We start from the raw sequence: 18,309 nt of genomic DNA on the forward strand, positions 1-18,309 counted from the left end.
TATCAATTAAACGCTCGGGAGCTACCGCTGTACGGGTGGCTCCCTCCCCCGGAGAGGTGGCTCATTTTTCCCGGAGCACTGGCTCACACACAACCGGAATGACGGCTCTATTTCATCGAAATATTCACAAACATGCCAAGACAGCAGAGCGGCGGACCCCAGTTCCGTTATTAGCCTCAAATCACCCCGAAAATCCGGCAAAATCCATAACTAACGGATTCGCTGTCCGCCAAAGCTTCCAATCACCTTTTTTCGGGCAAATAGCGGATCGTAGGTCCGCATGCCTTTTGGTTGGCTACTCATTATCCATCTCCATTAACAAGTCAGCGTGATCGAAAATCGTTGTCTACATTAAATTGACAGCCTCTGTAGGATGATTAATCCAAAACGGATGGGTGTCAAGCAATTAAGAAACTCAGCCATGGCAATGTCATGAAAAAAGGATAAAATAAGGCGGATTTCAGGAAAATAACGTTACTGACATTATAGACATTTGTTAGCGGTTCAAAAATCTTGATTTTACCTTGAGAAGGTTACCAGAGTTCATCTGTACAGGCTCTGTTAGTAACCGTCAGTCACTGATTTAGAGATTGAGCCAGCTTTTATTTCAATCTAAGTATTTGTAGAAGAATGCGACGCGAAAGAAATTCAGGACATCCTGCTCAACCCTATTTCAATCCACGCATCCGTGCACGATCCGACGATGGAATCGGAGTTTTCAACGACTTGCTGTAAATTTCAATCCACGCATCTGCGTAGGATGCGACGCATCGATTGCACATGAGGTACAAGTCCCCAAATTTCAATCCACGCATCCGCGTAGGATACGACGGCGGATTTGCGCAAAAATGATCCCAAATGATTTCCTTTTTGCACATAATCACACATTTTTTGACTTTTCAAGAATACACTAGAACGTTTTTAGAAAAATTTGATAGATTTTTCGGTGCGAATGTCCCGGGAAAATCATGTTCACTTCACATTCGCACCTATAAAATTAACGGTCCTTCTATATCTAAAGACTCCTTGACTCCGACATGTTCGACTTTGCCTTTTATAGTTGTTTCCCAATTGATAGAAACGTAGACTATCCTGCTCTTGATCTACGATATCTATTAATTTCAATTTTAACATTGTAAACTCGGTAGCGTCCACAACACATTCAAACACAGAATTTACTTTCTCCTGTTTTTTTCTGCCAAGCCGTCAAGTGAGAGGTACACATCGGGCTGTGTGATATATAATGTGTTGAGCAGCCTTTCATTCCTTGATTTTCCCTTCGATATAGCTTTTCACACTTCGTTTACTCAACAACTCAGACATGCAAACATGCTGCAAAGAGCAGCTTTGGCAATGCGGGCCTGTCTTGACTTTTGGCGTATGACGCCTGCGATAATAATCCTGCATTTCGGCCGCAATCGTCCGCACCTGATGTTTGAGCTCAGCGGTTAACGGCACCTCGACTCTGCGCTTGATTTCTTCGTAATACAAGTAACCGGCATCAATATCGCATAGCAACGTTTCCTCCAGACAAATGGCCTGAGCAGCCAGTTGCACGACATCCTCGTCGCCTTTTTTCGGCTTGCCGCGCTTGTACTCTACAGGACTAGCTCGGTATTTTCCATCTGCATGATTTATTTCAATACCGCACTCATCTTGTGTAAATTCAACGACATCGCAAATGCCGGTCATTTGCAACGCTTCCGATTTTACAGGCATTGCCCGGACGATTAACTTATCTCCGCGTTTCTCGCGTAAAAACGGCTGGTCAGCCTTGCGGTGCAAGTGCTGACCCTCAATCGTTTTGACATTTTCCTGCCATTGCTGCTCAATATGAATCATTGCCTATTGCCGTTTGCAAAACTGGAAATGCTGTATGCCGGATAGCATGAGATAGTGATCTTCTTCCCTATCTTCCATCGATGACCTCAACGTTAAGCCCTTCCAGCGGTTGCAATGTAAATTCATAATCTGTATATTCCGAAGGTTCTTCAACAAGCCGCTTGACCGTAAGCGACCGATGAACTTTGGCTGAAGAATATTGGCCAAGCTTTGATTGATGCTCCCACCAGTATACGGCATGAACCTCCATGCTGCCTTCTGGTCTCGCGGACGATGCGTCATTTTCGAATAGCGATACTAAAGCCTGTTTCACCTTTTCAGCATCTTGATTCGTAAACCCGGTCTTCTCTGCCAATTGTGTATTAATGCTGCCATAAAAAATGTAAACGCCGCCATCAACACGATGCTTCATTCCCATCGTATCCGATCCTCTTTCTTTGCCCGGCTCCGAATTGACGCTTTTAGTAATTTGCATGCTCGTAATATCTATCGGATCAAGACTTATTGCCGGATGGATCGATACTGGGCCTCTTACACCGACCGAAACGCCAGCACCCTTGTCAGCCTTGAAAGCAAAAACCTGGCCAAAGCTGCGCACATCGATCCATTCCTGGCAAGCAATAGCTGCAAACTCGTCACTTGAGCCGGTTTTGGATTTCAAAATCTTTTCCAGCTCAGCATTTGCATCTGCGCGTTCTCTCAAGCTGCTGTAAGAATCCGTCTTTCGATCGTTGGACTGGACAAAAATGGGCTCACCCATATCTTGCAGCCGGTTGCGAATTTTCCGTTTCAGCGCGACATCGGAAATCTCCCCATACCCATCATAGTTTTGCCGTGGACGATTGCCATTCAACGGGTCTCCATTGGGATTAGCTTTCGTGACAGACAGCACTACAGCAAAGTCGATTTTATGATCCAAAACTGTCATTTCTCATCTCTCCCTGTTTGATAAATTAATTAACTTCTTCCGATTTCACGTCCAGAACTTCTTTCTTCTGATAGAGTTCATGCCGTTGACTGTAAAAGCCGAGCAAATATAGACCGGACAACGGTTTGTTGGTAAACTGATCAATCGGCATGCGGGCGCCAATTTCATCAATAATTTTGGAATAATAAGTCCCTTTTGTTCCCAGCTTGGCCTGATAGGGCTGTAAACTGGCTTGAATGATTTGCCATGTTCTGGCCGGATGCTTGGCAAATGAATTCATATAGCGAATCGCATTGCTTGCCCGCGTCTCATCCGAGAGCGCGCGTCTTTCCAATACATCCGCAACAGCGAGCAAGCGGCCAAACAAGTAGTCCCGATTGTTATTATCATTATCTAATGCCACTGCGTATCCCTCCCGCTTGTTAATTAAGGCGCAAGTAATGCTTAACGTCTTTTCCCATTCCCATTTGTCCATCGACACCGGATTCGATGCCCGATGATAGGCGCTCATCACAATATCGAGCGGTATTTTTTGTTCAGCATCATCAATGATGCATGATAGCATACGCTCCATCAAGCCTTTGACAACCTTGTCTCCAGCCCTTGGTCCATATGCGGCGAAAGCAATATCTTTCGTGGCGGGCGCTCCGTAAAACTGTATAAACTCACCATCATCATTCTTCCGGTAACGATGCAACCATGTACAGGTCGAATGCCATTTCACAAGTCTTGCAAAATAAAGCTCTTTATTCATACTTCGATAATACAGAACCGCCATTCGCCCGGTTGTGGCCGAATCCAAAATTAAAATATGAACAAGTGAGGGATCCTCGGCTATGGACAGCCGGTTTTTGTACCCGTCCAACGCCTTGGCTACTTCTCCAGCCAGTTCCTGATTGGTGAACGACTTTCGCTCCTTAACGATCGCTGCCTCCGGAGCAATCGCATACAAATCCTCGTTAGCATCAGGGGTATTAAGCTCTTCGTTTGACCAGATTAGGAATACACGCTGGTCAATCATTTTCCCTTGGCGATTAATGAGCCATTTCAACGCATTATGCGCTTTTTGGGACACTTCATAGCTGATACTTGCTGTTTCGCCGGCAGTTTTGAACCGACCGCGGAAGGTGAACCCGCTCGTATCATTCGCAGATATAAGCTTGGCCTTATCCGCTGCATGCCGTATTTTATTGGCGTGCTTGTCCGTACTTGGCAGCAGCTTGCCGGTGACATAGCATACTTCCTGAGCGCCCAACTGCTCACTATAGAAGCGAATAAAAGAGTCGTACATTTGCGGATCATGCCATACTTTGGTCAAATCATGCTCTGAACGAACATTGAACCGAACGAACGCGCTTTCCTGTTCGCCTGCAACGACGGAGAAAATGGCCGGTTTGCCGCTGTGCAGTTCATTGTACTTCTTGTTGTCGTCCCATTTCTCGATCAGCTTGCCGGCTCCATCAAGAGCCAGCACTTGCTCATTAACCAGATCTTCTATCAGTCGTCCTTTACTTAAATAACGATAAATACTGTTCACCTTGGGCACTGCATAAGGAGAGCTGCTCCAGCTTTCCAATTGTTTAATATATGCCGCAAAAGGCTCCTCCTTCTTCACCTTGCCTCCGAATTTCACGAAATCTCCGGCAACGTAACTCAATTTGTCATGAAGCGGATAAGGAGCAATCTTGGAGCCCGCGCGGCTCGCCGAGTCCTCCGTACAAGGAATTAACGTGCTCGTATCGCTCTTACTCAATACTTCAGCAGAATGAAACTGACCGTCCTCTGTAATCGTCACTTCGATATGAGCATTTTGTGTCGTATGGGAGACAGGCAGCAGCGTATACTCCTGATTGTGATGATTTTTAACGATTTCTCCCACACGATCAAGATTGGATTCATAGGTTGCATACAAATTCAGCAGCCAGCTCATGGATTCCCCTCCACTTCCAGTTGCGCGAGCAGTTCATCAGCCGATTCAACATTCGATTCGTTAAACCATTTCGGCTTCATATCAGCTATTTCCCGAACCTCGGTACATTGCTCAGGTCGGATAAACTTAATAACTCCATCTTTCATAACCGGATTCCAAAGCCGCACCTCGAACTGATCCCGTCCTGTCTCATCCGGGTAATTGATCCCATGAACCATCGTGCCGAGATGAATATCGCCATAATTGCTGTAGAAGCTCTCCCCTTCCCCGAATACACAAGGTTCGACATAAGCCTGACATTCTCTCGCTCCAAGAAAAATATCTCTGCGGCCTCCTGCCTGGAGTGAACGTTTCAAAATGTTATGATGCTTGTTCTCGTTACGGTCATAGGCCATATCAGGACGGTTCATATTAAACTCGAAATGCGCTCTCACTTGATAGCAAGGAGACTTCAAATATGTATAGTTCGCAAGTGTATTGCCCCCGCCATAATCGAGTGGCCGGATGCCTTTGGACTCCATGCGAATCGGATTCATGACCCGCACCTCATCAACAATCATAAGCAAGGTAGGTTTCCAATATATGGACTCTGCAACCCCTTTCAAAGCTTGATAAGTAGGCACCTGGTAGGATAGCTTCTCGCCGCCTAGTTTGGTTAAAGGATCAGTAAATAACGCATAGTCCCCGTAAACTATGAACTCTATCCCATTTCTCATTACCTCACCTCCAAAATTATTTCAATGATTTGGAGAAACCTTAAAATTCTAATTGCTTATTACAATAACTTCATCACATGATGTTTTTATCACAGAAGAGACCAGTTCACGTCTCGAATCAAAACTGATCCCCTGTCTGTTATTCCTCCAAAAATTAGTGGTTAACTTTCTTTTTGAGTAACGATATTTGAGTAGTCAATTTCCCGATTTCAGCATAAAGCACACTAATTTTCTTTTCATAATCATTTTTCATTTTCATGTTAATTTTGGAATCAACATCAATCAACTGCAAAAGGTTTTGAAATATCTTCTTCTTCCATTGATCAAGAATGATGTCATTAATACCGTGTCGGGATGCAAGATAGGAAATAGATTCATTCTCCTCTATCATTTCCAATATAAGCTTTGTTTTTAATTTAGAGGCATCCCTATTTCTAATAATCGCCATACTTGATAAAGCCTCCTCTTTCCTCCCTTTCTGATACATTTCACATCTTATAATTTTGATTTTTCTGATAATTGAATCATACAATATTCATATTTGAATTTCAATAGAATAAAATATTATATGAAATGTTTATATCAACTTTAAACTATGATAGAATAAATGCGTCGCTGATAAAGCGTGGATTGAAAGATATAGTATTTAATTCTAGAAACCTATCTCGTATAAGATAGGTTTCTTAAAACATCCGAAACTCGAACTCGCTGTCATTCTCAGGATCAAGTCCAAACTCCTCGTTATAGGCGCTTTCCTTCAAAGCTAATATTTTCCTTTCTTGGTAAGCGCACAGTCCATCGTTTTCAATCAGGCGCTCCCGTTCGAAGGGGAATATGTTCACTGTATATTTCTGAGCTCTGCGCAGCAATGCTGACAAATCCTCAATCGTCTTATCCCCGTTCAAGCTGGCGATAATTTTTTTCCCCACGTCACCATATGGCGCGATTACGGCAGTGTTCTCATCTGCAATAACCCGAAAATGTTCAGCTGCCGTCCGATAGCTGTTCCTGATAAAAAGCGGCAAGCTTTCCCGTTTTTCTACTGTATAGGCTTGATCGTAAGTATTCTCTTTCCTCTCACCGGCCAGCAATTCCGTCATATCCTTGCCAAGTGTGTTAATAAAGTAATTAAGACTAGATCTGAATCTGGTATAAAACTCTTCAAAATATCGGGTCATGGCCCGAGCAGACAGTATACTGCCCCTATAGCTGCCCGAATTTCGTTTCAAATCAATGAAAATTTGTCTTGCAATCTGCTTCCCTGCTTTAATTTTTGGCAGATGATCAAGATTCTCCCCTCCGTGATCGATCACATAGACATACCCTGTGTCCCTTTTTCCGTGACGGTTGCATCTACCTGCCGCCTGGGCAATCGAATCCAGTCCAGCCAATGAACGGACGACGCATGCAAAGCTGATGTCCACCCCGGCTTCAATCAATTGCGTACTGATGCAAATCACTTTTTCTTCCCTGTCAAGATGGCCGCTCACTTGTTCCAATATATGATTGCGATGAGCCGCACACATGGCCGTACTCAAATGGTAGACCGGAATTTCGCTATCACGGAGCAACAAATAGAGCTGTTTGACAACTGCTTTCGTATTCAATATGACAAGGACGCTTTGCACTTCGTCTATTTTCTCACTGATCAATTGAGCCAACCGCTCATGGTCGAATGTTTCATTACTTGCACGATCGATAATCTCTACTCTTTTGAAGCTTTCTGCCACATGCTCCAAATTGTCTATCATCTCGGCGTTTTTTCCGATCGCTAGCGGCTGCTCTACAAAATTCAAGGCTGGCTGTGTCGCTGTACATAAAACAAGACTACAGTTGCCATATACCGTCAAGAAATTAAGGGCGTAATTGAATAAAGAAACACAATGTACAGGCACTTTCTGTACTTCATCAAAAATAATGATCGCTTCGCTTAAATTATGCAGTCTGCGAATATTTCTGTTCCCCTTGGCGTAAAAAATATTTAAAAACTGCACCATGGTCGTGAAAATAATCGGAGAGTCCCAGTTATCTCTCGCCAGCTTCAGTTTGTGAGCTGTACTGATGAAACCGTCCTGCCGCTCATCATCGTCGTCTACATCGAAAATAACATTAGCATGGTGCTCCAATATATGTCGTTCATCTTTCAATATACGGCGTACTTCGTCCGCATTTTGTTCAATAATCGTTGTATATGGAACGACATAAATAATGCGCTGCTTCTTATAGAGCCGGGCATGCCGCAGCGCATACCGCAAGCTCGCCATCGTTTTGCCGCCTCCTGTAGGAATCGATAACGTATAAATGCCTGACGGCCACTGGGCGAATTGTTCGCATTTCTCCGACAGTTCCTGCCTTAACCGATTAATCTCCTCAGCAGCCTTCTTACTTGTTGCGAGAGTATTGAGCTTGACCATCAGCTTGTCATAATAATCCATAAACAACATCTGCTCATCAACAGCCGGCTCATCGGGTACATTTTCTTCAAATCGTCTCGTGTCGGTGCGGTCTGCATCAATTAACGCGCTAAAAACATACTTCGTAAGAAACATCAATCTGTTCTCATAAGTCCCTGAGAAAGGCTTAGCCAAATAAGCCTCCAATTCCGTGCACGCCTTAGAGACATAAGCTTCAAACTCCGCCATATTCATAACGTTGTCAAAAAAATAACGTTTTGCTTGGTTGAATTCTTGGATCTCCTTGTCTCGTACACGGTCCAAATATCTGGATTCCAGATCCGGATTCAAAAAATCGTGCAGATACGAATGATGCGAAATAATTGCATTGCCTACCACCTCGGCCAACAGCCAATTTAATCTGGATGGCGCTCCAGTGTGAAACATTTCGTAGAGCAGCTTTCCGCCGGCCGTCGAATGATCGACGCTTCCTCTCTTTGGGGCTTCACTGGGATTATTGATAGCTTCAAACAAGTACGTTTGAAATTGTTTGGTTGACTTGCCCATGTCATGCAGTACGCCCGCAAGGCCCGCAATATGTTTGACGCCAATTTTATCCCCATACGCTTCAGCCAACGTCTGTACACCGCGTAAATGCTCTTCTACCAGTTGGTGCTTGCCATCGTTTTCACGCACGTGAGCGATGCAGCTCATTAAAACACCTCCGATGCTAATCAGAACAGCAAATATTGGAACATTTGCACAATTCCATATTACACCATAACTTTACAAATGTTTAGACTTTTTAGGTTTATAGTAGTAGTTCTTTTGGTTTATAAACGCCATTTCAGCGCTATATATCGCTTTCTCCTTCGTAATGCCGCCAATTAGTCCCTTGACCATCCCTCATAATTCCGTATGATAGTATAGTGAGGGAGGGAACAGCAGTAGTGGGTAACCGGACATACTTAAGTGTACAAAATGCGGGATCTGTTCAATCCTCTTATGATGATGTCGCATTTGAGACTAATAATTTTATTGCACCGTTATGGTTTTCTTTAATGAGCGAGGAACAATATCAACAATACCGCAGTCGGCTGCTAACATCCTGGGAAGCGTATAAATCGAAAATAGATCAGGACAATGCGGAGGAATTGCCGGAGGCAGCTGCTTTTTATAAGGCTCTGGATTGGAGCATTTCATGGAAAGAGGGCTCAGCGCAAATGCAGCGGTGTGTGCCGCCGATAATTGAACATTTTCCGATGCTGGCATCTTATATGTCGGCTTGGCATGAGACGCTGCTTACGCATACCGACAGCTACGAGTCGCCAGTTATTTTATTGGAGCTGTCACAGTTTTTCAGCTTTTACGAGGAACCGCTTGAATATTTGGAGGCCATCGAATCATGCCTGCAGCTTTGGCACGACCCGGGCAATTCATGGTTTGCTTCGCAACAGCAGCAAATGGACAGCTACATCTTGGGCGGCGAGCATCTGCCGCGGGGCGGCACGCAAGTAAATGACAGCGGGGCGAAAGACTTTCCGGCGTCCCCCCCCAAACCGCCAATATCAAAGGTAACGGAGAAGGCAAAAAAAGAGGATAAGGGGCTCGGACCCCGCCGACGATCTTCACGATCGAAAAAGCGGCAAAAAATCTTGATTTGGGTTTTGGCAATCTTGTCTGCTGCACTAGCGCTGGGCGCCTATTGGTTGACGGACAATGGATGGCTGACCTTCATCGCCTTTTTGCTGCCCTCCATTGGATATATAGGAAGAAAATTGTAAAGCGACAAGTTCACACGAATCGCGCACCCGTTCACAACAAAATCTGCCCCTTATCTTCCCCAATGGAGCAGGGAGGATAAGGGGCTTCTCTTTGCCCTAAAAATTGTTAAAGCTCTTCTTCTAACGATAACAGTTTATCAGACAATTTATCGAGCTGATCAACTGCTTTGTCAGAATAAGTGGTTCCCTGATTCACTTTGGCATATCCTTGATCATACATTTTCGAATTTAATTTTGCACCGGCCATTGATTGCTTCATCATCGAAAAACCGTCAAAACGCAGCTGAGCATGCTGCAATACGTTTTTATGAATGGCGGTCAATTCTGCTGTTTTGGGCTTGATCAGCTTCAAGCTGTACAGGAATTTAGAGTAGTTCGGAACAACTTGTTTGTTGAATACCGCGTATACTGCGCTTTTATTGCTGCTATCCACGTACCGGTTGTTGTTGTACGCATCAAGCGCGCGGCTTTCATGCTCGGAAGCGTTGGAAACTTGAATCATATATGATTTGTAGTCGGCAATTAGTGCCTTCTGTTTATTTGACAGCTCAGGCTTTACCCGTTGTTCTGGCGTTTCTTTGTCAAATGTAGAGAATACGCGGAATCTTATCTTCACCGCAATGTATTCGTCATGTTCGATTTTAACAAAACCAGCTCCGCCTTTAACAGCGGTTACTTTAATTTCACGGCCTTCCGCATCTGCGTCCACCTGGCCGCCGACTAGGCTGTACGAAATATCGCTGTAATCTACTTTATTCGGATCGCAAGCCAATTTGATTGTAGCTGTTCTGGCCTCATCGTCTTCCTTAATGAACAGCACTTGCTTATCCACTGTAATTTTGCACGCTTGCAGCAAGCTCATCGCCGACGGCTTCGCCGCGGCAAATGGTACTGCGACAACCAGCATAATTGCTGCCGTCAGCAGAAATGATACTACCTTTTTCATTCTGTCTGTCTCCTTCTGTCATGATCATTTGGCCATGAAATATTGGCCGCCAGTCGTACAGGGCAAAATACGACCTGTTCTCTCATATTTCTACATATTTCCTCTAACCCCTTCTTTTTTTCCTAAAGTTTTCTTTAAAATTAGTCTGATCGAACTAGATCTCTTCGATTAAGGAAAATACTTTCGTTTTTATTCCTTGTAATTGTTCTATTGCTTTTTGGAAATACGACTCAGCCTTGTCAAGCTTGGTTTTGCCTTGATTGTATAACTTACGGTTGGATTTCCCTCCTGCGTAAGACTTCTTCTGTAAGGTGAAGCCATCAAGCTCAAGATCAGAAAATTGCAATACATTTTTATGAACAGCCTGTAATTCCGCTGTTTTAGGCTTCAACAATTTCAGTTGATAATTGACTTGATTTAGTTTTGGAATGACTTCCTTATCCAAAATGGTATAGATAGTCTTATTGACAGATGTAGTTGTGAGCAGCCGTTCATCGAAGGCATCGTAAACCTCAATTGATTACTCGAGAATTTTTATAAGCCTGACCATATACGAATCAAACTCAGCAATCAGGGCTTTCTCCTTGTTCGATAGCTCCGGCTTTACCCGCTGCTCAACAGTTTCTTTATCAAAGGTTGAAAACACGCGGAATCTCACTTTGACTCCGATATACTCATTGTGCTCGAGCAGGACGAAATCCGCTCCACCTGCCTTCGCTGTTACTGTAATGACACGTCCATCTTGTGCGGCAGTCACTTGGCTGCCAATTTCACTGATTTTAATATCATCATATTTCACTTTTTTTGCATCGCAAGCCAGCTTGATCGTCGCCGTTCTTGCCTTGTCGTCTTCCTTTATGAACAGAACTTGTTTGTCCACTGTAATTTTGCATGCTTGCAGCAAGCTCATTGCCGACGGTTTCGCCGCTCCGAGCGGTACTGCAACAGTCATGATGATTGCCGCCATCAGCAGAATAGATAATGTTTTTTTCATACTACTAACCCCTTCATTTTATATTCTATGAGGTTACTTCAACATTTTTCCTCTCTCCCCTTCTTTTCTACTAAATTCTACAAAAAAGGACGCCCGCTGCGGACGTCCCCTATCAGACTTTTTTATACCTTCGACAAAAATAATGATGTAGGGATCAGAGAAACAGCATGATACAATACCATTAATTAGGGAATGAGCGAAGAAGGAGTGGAGCAAGCATGGGAAATCGTTTTGCGGCATTTGCAGCCAGGGAATGCAAAGGATCAAGCCCGCTTTATGAACATCTGTCAGAAAACATCGCTGGCGATCATGAGCTGCTCAGCTTGGCTTCCTTCACCCAAAAAGGGCAGCCTGTCCCGAATCTCTTGTTTGGAGCCGTTCACTACTTGCTGCTTCAAGGGTACGAGCATGAATTGAAGACATTTTATAGAAGCGTTACGCCCCGTCCTAGAGAGGCTGCGGAAGCATTTCCTTATTTTCGCGATTTTTGCCAGCAGCATAGGGACGATATCCTCCCACTATTGCAGCAGAAGCTTGTACAGACCAATGAAGTGAGGCGATGCGCGTATTTGTATCCCGCATTTTGTTACATTCATGAGCGGGCAAAACGCCCTCTGGCATTGATCGAAATTGGAACGAGCGCAGGCCTTCAGCTTCTTTGGGATCAATATTGTTATTTCTACGATGCTGATGACCACGGAAATAACTATGAGCATGGAGATGGGTATGGAAGAGCAGCCTCGAAGGTGCACATACGAACAGAGATAAAGGGAGAACACCGCCCTTTTCTGCTTCGGGAAAGCCCCCAGGTAACCACCAAAATCGGAGTAGATCTACATGTTAATGACATGCACAATTCCGAAGACTTGCTGTGGTTGAAGGCATTAATTTGGCCTGAGCATACAGAACGGATCGCAGTCTTCGAACAAGCGGCTCAATGTTTGAAGCAGCAAAACTTGACTTTGATTGAGGGCGACGGCATTCAACTGCTTCCTAAGCTTTCCTCGCAAATCGCAGAGGATTGTGTACTTTGTGTTTTTCACACCCATGTCGCCAATCAATTTCCGCTTGCAGCAAAGCATGAGCTGACAGCACACATTCAAAGCATCGGCAAGCAGCGGGACATCTTTCATTTGTACAACAATATGTGGGATTGGGGACAGCTTCATCTTGATTACTGTCTTGACGGCAAGGAGTACCAAGAAACGCTGGCGGAGACTGACGGGCACGGACGATGGTTTCGGTGGAAGATGTAAAGAGATGCGGATCATGCAAAAAAGCCAACCCCAAATCTGGAGTTAGCTTTTTTGCGTTCATTCAATTGTCGCCGCTGCCTTGATCGTCAAAATGGTCATCTTGATCTCCATCACCGCCAGCTTGGCCTTTTGCGCCTGTTAACCGGATCAGGTAACGATAGGTGTGCTCCGACTGATCCTTTGCCATTACCGTAAGTTCCACCAAGCCTGCTGCATGCCTGGAGGCCGGATTTCCCTGTTGATTCTCATCTGCAAACGGCGTGTATTTGACGCCACTCACAATAGCTCCATTGCTTCCACTGCTTACTTTTGCTTTCAGCTTCTTCGGGTCGAACACGCTATCCGCAATTTCCAGTGTCGTTACGCCAAATGTCTTCAACGGCGTTAACGATTTTCCTTTATATTTCATATTGGAGATCACAGACAAATTGGATGCTGCAGCTTCCTCAATCCATATCGGATTGGAGTAAGCAAAGCCGGTACCTGCAAGCGGACCGATGCCAGAGCTATTCTCGCTTGCCCGCTCGCTGCGTACCTCCAGCCGGTAAAATTCCTTGTCTGCCACAGGCAGCTCAAGCTCAGTAACGAACGAATGGGCCGCTTGCCCAGTCAGGTCCTGTTCGAATACAATTTCTTGGTTTTTGTAGTCATCCATATTTCCGGTAACTGAATATTTGAGCACACGGATATGTGTCAGGTTGGAATTAGGATCATAGGCCTGAATGGTAAAGGGCACAGTTTCCGCATTCTTCAGCTTCACAGTCCCGCCCATGCCAATTCCGCCAATGCTAAAGCGCAGCTCAGGACCATTGGTTCCATAGTATTCGCCTGTACGCAGCAGCTGCAGTACATTTGCTTCCGTTAAGCTGTCCAGCCGTCCCTTAATATACGGGTCGCCTACTTTATCCTTCGTATGGCCGTCAGAGTTGGTGATGCCGTAATACTTTTTGTCCCCACGGATGTTTATTTCATCCCAAAACTTGAAGGCCCGTTCATTAATTCCGTTATCCAATGCATGATAGGAGCCGTTCCATACTTCCACCCCTGTAAAATTGCGCCATACATACGGCGTCTGGAAGGCAAAAGTCGGGATGAACGGATGCGCGATATAGAAAAGACCGTTCTGGCCTGCCACTTCGTTAATGCTATCCTGCCAGGTATATTCGGTTGCCGGATTATTCACATCATATCTTGGAACGGTGCCGAGCCCGTAAGCAAGCGCATGCCCGGCTGACGTCGTAATCTCTGTACCTGTCAAGCTAAGGAAATGCTCTGAGTAGCTTTGCGTCACCGCATCCGCATCCTGCTTCTGGGAGACGGTATTATGATCCATGTTCCATACCCATGACAGCAATCTTTTGTTATAGACGCTATCGGAGTTTTCCGCCACGGAATGAACGCCGTCGCTATGTTTCGTATGCGAGTGATTGTCGCCTGCATAATAGCCTGCGCCCTGAACATCAAAGCTGCTTTTTTTCGTCACTTGAAACAAGCCCGACCGGACATCCCCCTTCACGAATGACCGTCCGCCTTCCAGCGGGATCGCCTTAATCTTGAATTCAACCTCTCCCTTGGCGGCAAGCTGTGGAATGTCCAGCTGGCCTTCTTCCAGCAGCTGTACAAAGTAAGGCACCTCCACAGCAACCTTCAGCTGCTCCAACGGCTCATCCGTCACATTGCGCACCTTAACCGTCATATCAAAAGGGACGCCTGCCTTCAAGCCTGCTGGTACGTGTACGTCAAGCTCAGCATACTTTTTCAGGACAAAGCTGGCCTGTACTCGCTTGACAGCACCTACTTCAACCTGCAAGCTCTCCACAGAGTAAGCTTTATGGTCTGGAGCAATTTCATAATGGCCGTTCCGGACAAACATCTGATAATTGCCCTCGCTATTGGTTACCGTCTTACCGCACAGATTTCCTTCCGTATCCTTGCAAAGCACATCGGTAAAGGCAAGCGGGTTGCCAGCCTCGTCTGTAACCTTGCCGGAGATGCTGCCATAATTGGCTGCATCCTCCTGATCGCGGATAAACTTTGCCCAGAATTCCGCTGCAGCGTACGGTTTGTCAGCCGGGCCCGCAATATGCGGCAGGTGGTATATCGTAAATTGTTTTTGCTGGCCATTCGGAATGTCAGCCTTAAACCATGTTCCCATGAATATGCCTTCATGCATAATTCTGGACGGCTGCTGCTCTTCCGGCCAGATGATCGCATGTGCGGTCTTCCCGGAAAAGGCGTTATTAATTCCATTAAACAGATAATTGTCTGTCCAGCCGCTTTTAATGATGCGCTTTTCCTGACTGTACACCCAATCCCATCCCGGTAAATAGCTCTGCTGCTCGCCTGGCTGATCTGGGTCAATGATATAGCCGAAATCTCCGTCGAAATCAGTACCTGTCTGATTATTCAAGGTGATCTCCATCTTGATTAACGGCGTCCCTTCCACAATCGAGTAGCGGACAGACGCTTTCATCTTCGCATTGTTATCCCAATCGCCGTTGGCAATGATCGTATTTTGCGCCAAATGAATATCCGGCATCTGCAGCTTGGTCAACGGATGGAACCACGACCACTCCATATATTTACCGTTTGCTTCATCCTGCGGGGTTTCGCCAAGATCATCACTAAGAACAAATTCGGTGTAGTCTAGATTTTCCTGCATCGTCAATTTTGGAACGGCATCCATCATATGTCCTGGCGTCAGCGAGCCCCATTTGTTGTTGCCAGAGGCATCATTGCTCCAATCTACAGGGTCCTTGCTTGCTGTTCGCACCGTTCCGACCGTAAATTTAATTTCCGGGCTATCCAAATAGTAATAATCGTTGGCTGGCCACCAATCTCGTGACGTTCCTTCATAAGTAAAGCCGGGATCATCCTTGGTCACACCGCCGGTGATCTCTCTCGGAACAGGCGCTGATAATTGAAAATCAACCGTCGCAGCAGAGCCGGCAATCAGTCCCGATAATTCCCGTTCCTGACGGTGGGCTCCATTGTCGGCACTCAGAGCGGCGGCTTTACTTCGCTGTACATATAAGCTGTAAAAGCCTTTAGCGTCTGTAGTGGTCGCTGTGTATGCGTTGTTGTCAGACTCGGTAACAATCAACTCGACGCCAGAAGACGGTTGGCCCGTTTCATCGGTTACAGTACCCGAAATATGCACGATCTCGGCAGGATCAATGCCCTTCTTTACAACATCCGCCCAAAATTCCGCCATTTGATACGGCGCTGCCGCCGGTCCCGCAATATGCGGCAAATGATAGAAAACTAATGTCTTACTGTCACCTGCTGCCATAGCCGCATCAAACCATACGCCTTGAATATAGCCTTCCGGCACCAGTGCTGCCGGCTGGTTACCTTCCGGCCAAATGACGGCATGAGCCGGATTCCCTGTAAACTTATCCTTCACGCCATTGAAAATATAGTTTTTATTCCAGCCTGTCGTAATCCATTGATTCGCCTGCGCCGTGCGCCAGCCCCATCCAGGTACATAACTATGCTGCTCGCCTGCCTCATCCGAATCGATAAAATAGCCGAAGTAACCGCTGAAATCCTTGCCACTCTCGTTCGTGAGCGTCAGCTCCATCTTGATGAGCGGCGTATTCTCTACGATGGAGTAGACGACTGATGATTTAATGCTGGCATCCTTGTCCCAGCCGCCGCTGGCGGTAATTGTATCGCCGGCGATATTGATGTCGCCCATTTCCAGCTTTTCAGTCGGGTACCACCACGTCCGGTGCAGCTGCTCGCGAAGCACAAATTCAGTATAATCAAGATTGTCCCGCATGCTGGGCTTTGGAGCCGCATCCATCATACTTCCCTTCGTCAATGACCCCCATCTGTCATTTCCGGAAGCATCCGGACTGTAGTCTGTAGGGTTCTTCGTACACAAACGGACCGTTCCAACCGTAAATTTTACGTGTTCATTCTCGATGTAATAGTAATCCGCCGTTTCTACCCAATCCCGCGCAGCAGGTCCATAGGTGAAACCCGGATCTGCCCGCGATACCCCGGCAATTGTTTGCCCTGCAGCCGCAGGCAAGCCGGTCAATTCCGGCGATGCCGCCGCAGCTCCGTCTGCAGCTCCCGCCCCGAGAGCACCAGTAACAAGCAAAGACGCTGCAGAAATACTCGCTATTCCGCGAACAAGCCACTTCTTCAACATGAATGCTCCTCCTTTCGGATTTCAGTTGAAATTCAGTTTGATCAATGTGACCGAATGCTGCGGCAGCCACAAATCCAGCTGCTCTGACCCCAGCTGCCGCTCTTCTGCCAAATCCAGCTCATGATCCTCATCGATTACAAAGCGCTGCATACGAAGTCCTGCCAGCTGCTCTGAAGCCAGTCCCGTCAACTCCAAGCTGTAACTGCGGGTTTTCCCTTCATAATTGCTGATCATAATCGCCAAGTGGCCGGCTTCATCCGTCGTGGCGCAGCAATAAATTTCAGCCGCTGTCTCGGCAATCTCGACTGCCAACAATTGCGGCAGTTTGGTCAGCTCATAGAAAGCTTCGAATGACCGGTATGCGGTGCGCGGTGCGCCATAATAGTCAAACAAGCCGCAAAATACTGCGGTCGGCTGGCCGTCGTAATAGTTGGCTGCATCGACCGGCGCCTGCTGCAAAATAGACAGGACGGCAGCGACGAACGAGGCGCCTACCGGTCCTTTGGCGCGTTCGAAGGTGCGGCGGCGAATAAACTCGCTGTGCTCCTGCCAGATGACGCGGAAGTTCGGCTCAAAATAGTTCCATTCATTAAAGTGGCTCTCCGCCTGCTCATAGCCGTGCAAATCAAGCTGCTCCCTGACATGGGCGGCATTGCGGGCGATCATCTTCGGATCGGAGGTATACGTATGCCACGAGAAAAAGTCCAGCGGAAGCCGGCGCTCCTGTGCATACTTTAAAAATCCGGCCATAAATGCCGTCTGATAAGAACCGGCTACTGCAGGCCCGCCGACTTTCAGCTCCGGGTTATAGCTTTTAATCGAAAGGGAGGCCGTTTCGTACAGCTGATAATACCGCTCCGGTGTACTTGACCACATCGCCGGCGGATTATCCGGCTCATTCCATATTTCCCAGTAACGAATGCCGTAATGGAAGCCGTCCGCCCAGCCTTCATTATAATGGCGAATAATGCCGATGCAGATTTGCGCCCATTTTTCATCATTTTCCGGGGGGTGGACAAAATATTTTTTCGCCGTATGCTCGATGCTTTCGCCCAACCGGTAGACAATCTCCGCTCCGGTATTGACGACTGTCCGGATGTATTCGTCCGTTGTGGAAAAATCGTAGCTCGCCGGATCGGCCGGATCCTTGGAGAAATCGGGAAATACCGTATGAATATCGACCTCGCGCGGATGCGGCCAATTCGGATCGTGCAGGCGCACAAGCGGGATGTCCACCTTTTTATAATATTTGGTTACGTCGACCAAAGCGCCGTAACAGACCGGCCCATTGTTGACGCCATGTATTTTTTTCACTGCTCCTGTCCGCTCATTGCAGCGAATGATGATATCTGACATTG

At 46.4% G+C, this 18,309-nt stretch carries 12 protein-coding genes and 2 pseudogenes; 2 read left to right on the top strand and 12 right to left on the bottom strand.

Translation table 11 applies throughout. The annotated features are described in order from the left end of the window. Positions 1-989: 989 nt before the first annotated feature. The 7 genes and pseudogenes from ACFQ0N_RS19825 to cas3 all read right to left on the bottom strand — a co-directional run bounded on the left by ACFQ0N_RS19825 (position 990) and on the right by cas3 (position 8,523). A pseudogene (locus ACFQ0N_RS19825) lies at positions 990-1,170 on the bottom strand (CRISPR-associated endonuclease Cas2). A gap of 90 nt (positions 1,171-1,260) precedes the next feature. Continuing rightward, positions 1,261-1,920, bottom strand: a pseudogene (gene cas4 / locus ACFQ0N_RS19830) (CRISPR-associated protein Cas4). Further along, on the bottom strand, positions 1,910-2,770 hold the full coding sequence (cas7c, locus tag ACFQ0N_RS19835; RefSeq protein ID WP_379329348.1) for a type I-C CRISPR-associated protein Cas7/Csd2: 861 nt from the start codon (positions 2,768-2,770) through the stop codon (positions 1,910-1,912). The pseudogene cas4 and the gene cas7c overlap by 11 nt, the downstream one beginning before the upstream one ends. Before the next feature lie 25 nt (positions 2,771-2,795). Further along, entirely contained in the window at positions 2,796-4,700 is a 1,905-nt protein-coding gene (gene cas8c, locus ACFQ0N_RS19840; RefSeq protein WP_379329350.1) for a type I-C CRISPR-associated protein Cas8c/Csd1, read from the bottom strand. Then, on the bottom strand, positions 4,697-5,416 hold the full coding sequence (cas5c, locus tag ACFQ0N_RS19845; protein ID WP_379329352.1) for a type I-C CRISPR-associated protein Cas5c: 720 nt from the start codon (positions 5,414-5,416) through the stop codon (positions 4,697-4,699). Before cas5c ends, cas8c begins: the two co-directional genes overlap by 4 nt. A gap of 154 nt (positions 5,417-5,570) precedes the next feature. Further along, positions 5,571-5,864: a transposase gene (locus ACFQ0N_RS19850; protein WP_379329354.1), complete on the bottom strand. Its 294-nt coding sequence runs from the start codon at positions 5,862-5,864 to the stop codon at positions 5,571-5,573. 235 nt (positions 5,865-6,099) lie between these two features. Continuing rightward, positions 6,100-8,523 carry a CRISPR-associated helicase Cas3' gene (gene cas3 / locus ACFQ0N_RS19855; protein WP_379329356.1) on the bottom strand — a complete coding sequence of 808 codons (2,424 nt, stop codon included), beginning with the start codon at positions 8,521-8,523 and terminating at the stop codon, positions 6,100-6,102. A gap of 236 nt (positions 8,524-8,759) precedes the next feature. Here cas3 and ACFQ0N_RS19860 point away from each other — a divergent pair, with 236 nt between their 5' ends. Further along, entirely contained in the window at positions 8,760-9,593 is an 834-nt protein-coding gene (locus ACFQ0N_RS19860) for a hypothetical protein (RefSeq protein WP_379329358.1), read from the top strand. Between the two features lie 106 nt (positions 9,594-9,699). Here the strand turns inward: ACFQ0N_RS19860 and ACFQ0N_RS19865 are convergent, their stop codons facing one another. The 3 genes from ACFQ0N_RS19865 to ACFQ0N_RS19875 all read right to left on the bottom strand — a co-directional run bounded on the left by ACFQ0N_RS19865 (position 9,700) and on the right by ACFQ0N_RS19875 (position 11,533). Further along, the gene (locus ACFQ0N_RS19865) at positions 9,700-10,539 is read right to left on the bottom strand and encodes a hypothetical protein (protein ID WP_379329360.1); all 840 of its coding nucleotides are present in this window, start codon (positions 10,537-10,539) and stop codon (positions 9,700-9,702) included. Positions 10,540-10,693: 154 nt separating this feature from the next. Then, a complete protein-coding gene (locus tag ACFQ0N_RS19870) occupies positions 10,694-10,984 on the bottom strand; it encodes a hypothetical protein (RefSeq protein ID WP_379329362.1) in 291 nt (96 codons plus the stop codon). Between the two features lie 75 nt (positions 10,985-11,059). After that, a complete protein-coding gene (locus tag ACFQ0N_RS19875; RefSeq protein WP_379329364.1) occupies positions 11,060-11,533 on the bottom strand; it encodes a hypothetical protein in 474 nt (157 codons plus the stop codon). 218 nt (positions 11,534-11,751) lie between these two features. Between ACFQ0N_RS19875 and ACFQ0N_RS19880 the strand changes: the two genes are divergently transcribed. Further along, complete coding sequence (locus ACFQ0N_RS19880) at positions 11,752-12,789, top strand: DUF2332 domain-containing protein (RefSeq protein WP_379329366.1); 1,038 nt, start codon at positions 11,752-11,754, stop codon at positions 12,787-12,789. 61 nt (positions 12,790-12,850) lie between these two features. Here ACFQ0N_RS19880 and ACFQ0N_RS19885 read toward each other — a convergent pair whose 3' ends face one another. Then, positions 12,851-16,951, bottom strand: a complete 4,101-nt coding sequence (locus tag ACFQ0N_RS19885) for a CehA/McbA family metallohydrolase (protein ID WP_379329368.1) — start codon at positions 16,949-16,951, stop codon at positions 12,851-12,853. A gap of 21 nt (positions 16,952-16,972) precedes the next feature. Next, positions 16,973-18,307 carry a GH39 family glycosyl hydrolase gene (locus tag ACFQ0N_RS19890; RefSeq protein WP_379329370.1) on the bottom strand — a complete coding sequence of 445 codons (1,335 nt, stop codon included), beginning with the start codon at positions 18,305-18,307 and terminating at the stop codon, positions 16,973-16,975. Positions 18,308-18,309 lie beyond the last annotated feature (2 nt).

Source organism: Paenibacillus sp. GCM10027626 (assembly GCF_042676285.1).
Taxonomy (GTDB): Bacteria; Bacillota; Bacilli; order Paenibacillales; family Paenibacillaceae; genus Paenibacillus_Z.